A 5225-nucleotide genomic window follows, 5' to 3' on the forward strand; every position below is an offset into this window, starting at 1 on the left:
GGTTAACCGTTAGGTCGACGCCTGCTTGAACAGTTTCAAGGCCATCTGACACATCGAAGCTTAGGTCTATGTCGCCGTTGAAGTCAGCATCAGGAGTGATAGTAAATGAACCATCATCGTTTGCCGTAACGGTAGCGTTATCACCCGCGGTTAGGTTCGCAGCGGTAAGATCATCGCCGTCCACATCCGATGCTTGAGCAAGCAGTTGTGCTTGGCTTAGCGTGATTGAACCATCTTCATCCACTGAGTAAGCCAAATCGCCAGATACTGGAGCATCATTAACCGCGATAACTTCAATACCCGCAGTGGTTTCAGCCGTTGCACCCTCTTCATCAGCAACGGTCACATCTAGGTTGACATTACCATTGAAGTTTTCATTTGGTGCGAAGCTGTAAGTACCATCGCCATTGTCGGTGAAGATACCGTCAGCGCCTGAGTAGGAAACATCGCTAACGGATACATCACCCTCAATATCTGAGCTGTTTGCAAGAAGCTGCGCATCAGAAATAGTAATCACGCTATCTTCGTCAACACTGTAGGTCGTTGAACCTGCAACCGGTAGGTCATTGACGGCAATCACGTCGATGCCAGCGGTTGTTTCAGCGGTTGCGCCATCTTCATCCATAACAGAGACATCAAGACTGATGTCACCGTTAAAGTTTTCGTTTGGAGCAAAGGTGTAAGTACCATCACCATTATCAGTGAATACACCATCAGTGCCGCTGTAGCTTACATCGCTGACAAACACTTCCCCTTCAACATCCGAGCTATTCGCTAGAAGCTGTGCATCGCTCAGGGTGATACTGCCGTCTTCTTCAACGCTGTAAGTTGTAGAACCTGCTACCGGTACGTCATTGATTGGCACAACTTGAACATCAATATTCGCCGATACAACATCCGTACCGTCACTAACATCGTAAGTTAGGTCGACGCTGCCATTGAAGTTCTCATTTGGAGCGAAGGTATAAGTGCCATCGCCGTTATCCGTAAACACACCTTCGGTGCCTTCGTAGTTAACAGATTCAACAGAAAGGTCGTCGCCATCGATATCCGTTGCACCAGCGAGTAACTGCTCATCAGTGAAGGTCAGTGAGCCATCTTCATTGATGGTATAGTCGTGGTCATAAATAACCGAAAGGTCATTAACTGCTGTTACGGTCACGTCAAGTTCCGCAGGCGTAACCCCACCGTTGCCATCGTCCACGTTATAGCTAATGGAGAATTCACCGTTGAAGTTCTCTTCCGGTGTAATGGTGTAAGTACCATCACCATTGTCAGTGATAAGAGCGTTCTCAATTGAAACATCTCCAACACTTGGTTCGTTACCACCCGTTTCACCAGAATCATCACCTTCCTCGCCAGTTAGCAATTCAGAGATATCAATGCCGTTTTCATTCGCGAGCGCTTCTTCTGCCGTTGGCAAGTCAAATGCATTTTGAGTGCCTACATCTTGGCTTGGAACAATAACGCCGTTCACGATATCGAATACATGCCAGTGGTCACCCGATGGGCTTTCAGATAAATCAGGGCTAAAGGTTTCAACCAATGTATCGCCAACAAATACCTGAACCTGTACATCTTCAACACCATCCACATCCCAACTTCTGCTGGTGTAGTTGTGTACTGAATAGTGCATGTCAGCATCTTGATAATTTGGAATAGTGATGGTTTCAGGACCACCGCCATTCGTGTCATCTACATCTTGCTGAACGACATTACCTTCACCCAAATCATGGCTCATGTCGCGATAATAAATATGGTCTAGCTCGTTGCCATTTTCTGTATCGTAGAGCCATAGATGGTTGTCCATATCACGTGGGCTTTCACCCCATGTGACCACGATACGCATATCTGTTTCTTCAAGTACTTCAGATATTGCAGTTACGCCACCGTTGGTATCTTCACCAGCTGGAACTAGGAAGCTGCTAGTAATAGAGCCTTCTTGTTCAATAGTAACGGTACCTTGGTCAACAACAGGACCGCTTACAGAGTAGTTACCGGATTGATCCGTTACCGCTGTGTAAGAGTGACCCGCGTTGTCGGTTAACGTCACATCCGCACCTGCGATTGGATTGCCAGTTTCAGCATCTAACACGGTACCGGTTACGGTTGTTTCATCACCCGGCTCTCCGATAATTGCGGTCATGTCATCGTCTTCGATGTCAGTCGCGAATTGTAGGAGCTCTTCTTGAGTAATGGTGTACGAACCATCTTCTTCAATGGTTATCGCCACATCGGCAGAAACAATTGGCGCGTCGTTAACTGGGTCAACGGTTAAGCCTAAGTTAGCGGCAATTGGTGTGTCGCCATCGTTGATGCTGTAGGCAACATCGATGTAGCCATTGAAGTTCTCGCTTGGAGTGATTGAGAACGTGCCATCGCCGTTATCGACAATCGTTGCATCGTCACCGACCAAGGTTAAGTCGGAAGCGACAAGGTCATCACCCTCAATATCAGCGGCATTCGCAAGTAACTGCTCCTGCGTGATATTGATGACATTATCTTCATCAACGTTCGCATAAACATCAGATGTTGTTGGCAAGTCGTTGACTGGGTTTACCGTCAGATCGGCGTTCGCCACAATCGACTCGGTGCCGTCCGAAATATCAAAGCTTAGGTCGATATCGCCATTGAAGTTAGCATCTGGCGTTACCGTAAAGGTGCCATCGCCATTATCAACAACGGATGCATTGTCGCCTGCGCTTAGGTTGCTTGCGGTCAGGTCATCGCCATCCACATCAGATGCTTGAGATAGCAACTGCTCTTGAGTCAGAGTAATCGAACCATCTTCATCAATGCTGTATGCCAAGTCACCCGATACTGGTGGATCGTTAATTGGAAGAACATCAATGCTTGCCGTCGTGGCCGTCGTTGCACCATCTTCATCGGTCACCACCACATCGAGGCTAACATCGCCGTCGAAGTTTGCGTTCGGTGCAAAGCTGAATGTTCCATCGCCATTATCAGTAAATATACCGTCAGCGCCTGTGTAGTTCACGCTATCAATCGCCACTTCACCTTCAATATCAGAAGAGTTCGCCAACAGTTGCTCTGCACTGATGGTGATAACTTCATCTTCGTTCACTGAGTAGCTGGTAGAACCTGCGATTGGCGGATCGTTCACCTCAAGTACGGTGATTCCTGCTGTGGTCGCTTCTGTTGCTCCTTCTTCATCGGTAACAACAACCGCTAAGCTCACATCACCATTGAAGTTCTCATTTGGTGAGAAGGTGTACGTGCCGTCACCGTTGTCTTCGAATACACCGTCACTGTCTGTGTAAGTCACGCTATCAATCGCAACTTCACCTTCAATGTCTGAAGAGTTGGCTAGTAGCTGTTCGTTACTGATCGTGATTGAGTTGTCTTCATGCACAGTGTACGACGTACTACCCGCCACTGGTGGATCGTTCTCTGGCGTCACACTCACATCAATGTTGGCTTGAACCGTATCTGTGCCATCTGACACATCAAAGCTGAAGTTCACATCACCATTGAAGTTCTCGTTTGGCGCAAAGCTGTAGCTTCCGTCGCCATTATCAGTAAGAACGCCATCAGCACCCGTGTATGTCACACCTTCTACCGTCAGGTCATCACCTTCAACATCCGTTGCACCTGTTAACAGGTCAGCGTCAGTGAAGTTAAGAACCCCATCTTCACCAATAGTGAATGCTTGGTCTTGTGGCTCTGGCGCGTCATTGACTGGTGTTACCGTCAAGTCTAGGCCAGCAGCGACCATCTCTTCCCCATCGGTGACATCGTAACTAAATTCGATATTACCGTTGAAGTTTTCACTCGGAGTAATGGTGAAGCTGCCATCGTCGTTCATTTCAACGGTCGCATTTTCGTCATTAGTGGTTAGATTGATTGCGGATAGGTCATCACCATCAATATCGACAGCGTGCTCTAGCAACTGCTCTTGAGTTAGCGTGATACTGTTGTCTTCGGCCGTAACGGCACTGATATCACCATCAACTTCTGGCGCATCATTCGCTGGCGAGATATGAATCGTCACATCTTGCGTTGCCGTTGCGGTGGTGCCCGTATCAACATCCGTTGATGTCGCATTCACGGTTAGAACCACATCACCATTGAAGTCACCTGAAGGAATAAACTCTAACCCTTCTAGCTCACCTGGTTGCAATGACCATGTACCATCACCGTTATCGGTACCTGCAGAAAGCGAGCTGCCTTCTGGTACATCTTCAATCAAGATAGCGAGATTTTCTGAACCATCGGTATCGGTTAACGCCGCATCAATATCCAGTGGTACTGGCGTATCTTCGGTACCAATAATTTGGTAATCCGCATCAGACACTGTGATTTCAATGTTATCGATGCCAAACGACTCATCACTCACACCTTGGTTCAAGGTTGAACCGAAGCCTAACTCAAGTTGACCATCTTCAACGGGTACGGTTAGGTTGATTTGGTGTGCTTGGTCGTTCCAACCACTGAAGCCTTCACCTTGCGACACGCCGTGAACGACTTCACCCACTTCATTGCCCGCTGAATCGTACAACGTTGTCGTGCCATCTTGAGTTTGGAACGCCGAGTTGTCTAACGAAGTAAGCTCTTCGCCGCCGACAAAGATTTGGAATGACTCACCATCCCAAGAATCAATTTCGTAGAAACTGAACGAGATATTAACTTCGCTCACATCACTTGGAATGTCGTAAGTTTTGCTGACTGCTTCATCGCCACCAGTGCCACCAATACGACCTAGCATGTCACCTGATTCGAAGCCTTGTGAGCTTTCAGTACCGGTATTCCAACCGTTTGAGCCAGACTCGAAGTTGTCTGACGCAATCACTAGGTCAGACGCAATCGACAGCTCTGGCATATCAACCACAGATTGAACATCAATCGTCGCTTCTGCAGGTACCGTTGCCGTGCCGTCATTCACATCGAACGTCACATTCACATTACCATCGAAGTTTTCATTCGGCGCAAATGTGTAAGTGCCGTCACCATTGTCCACTAATGAACCGCTATCAGAAGCAACATTTTCGACCGACAAGTTGTCGCCATCAATATCGCCTGCGTTTTGCAGAAGTTGTTCTTCAGTGAAGGTGAAGCTGGTGTCTTCTTGAGTCACAAATTGTGGCTCGCCGACGGTTGGTAGGTCATTGACTGGGTTAACCGTTAGGTCAGCCGTTGCTTGAATCGTCGCATCACCATCGGTAATGACGAAGTTCAAATCAATGTCGCCATTGAAGTTCGCATCT

At 47.8% G+C, this 5225-nt stretch carries 1 protein-coding gene; it reads right to left on the minus strand.

Annotated elements, in window-relative coordinates:
* Positions 1 to 5225 (minus strand): tandem-95 repeat protein (locus tag AB4232_RS20685; protein ID WP_372087904.1); only part of this gene is annotated, 5225 nt, incomplete at both ends.

Source organism: Vibrio sp. 10N.286.46.A8 (assembly GCF_041470165.1).
Lineage (GTDB): Bacteria > Pseudomonadota > Gammaproteobacteria > Enterobacterales > Vibrionaceae > Vibrio > Vibrio tasmaniensis_A.